Below are 658 nucleotides of genomic sequence, written 5' to 3' on the forward strand. Positions count from 1 at the left end.
ACACCCAGCCCGTGCGCGTCGTCGACGACCAGGGCGGCGCCCCGGGTACGGCAGACCTCGGCCAGCTCGCCGAGCGGCGCGGCGTCGCCGTCCACCGAGAACACCCCGTCGGTGACGACGAGGGCCCGGCGCCCCGGGTGCGCGTCGAGTGTCTTCCGTACGGCCCGGGGGTCGGCGTGCGGGACGACCACCGTCTCGGCGCGGGAGAGGCGGCAACCGTCGATGATCGAGGCGTGGTTGCCGGCGTCGGAGACGATCAGGGAGCCGGGTGCCGTGAGCGCGGTCAGGGCGGCGAGGTTGGCCGCGTAACCGGACGACAGGACGAGGGCCGCCTCGAAGCCGCAGAACTCGGCCAGTTCGTTCTCCAGTTCGGCGTGGAGCGCGGTGCTGCCCGTGACCAGCCGGGAGCCGGTGGCGCCGGCCCCCCAGCGCAGGGCCGCGTCCGCCGCCGCGGCGGTGACCGCCGGATGGCGGGCGAGCCCCAGGTAGTCGTTGCTCGCGAGGTCGGCCAGGGGCGAGTCGGCCGGGCGGGGGCGGAGGGTGCGGACCAGGCCCGCGTGCGCGCGGCGGCGCGCCTCGGCGTCGGCCCAGTCGAACGGATCGGAGGGCGTCGCCGACGCGGGATCCGGGGGCGGCGCGGACGCATGACCGGCCGCGG

1 protein-coding gene is annotated in these 658 nt (G+C 77.5%); it reads right to left on the bottom strand.

Going from position 1 to position 658, the window contains the following annotated elements:
• The coding region (locus tag GT042_RS14070; protein ID WP_237530789.1) for an aminotransferase class I/II-fold pyridoxal phosphate-dependent enzyme at positions 1-658 on the bottom strand (658 nt) is incomplete at both ends.

It is taken from the genome of Streptomyces sp. SID3212, from assembly GCF_009865405.1.
Classification (GTDB): Bacteria; Actinomycetota; Actinomycetes; order Streptomycetales; family Streptomycetaceae; genus Streptomyces.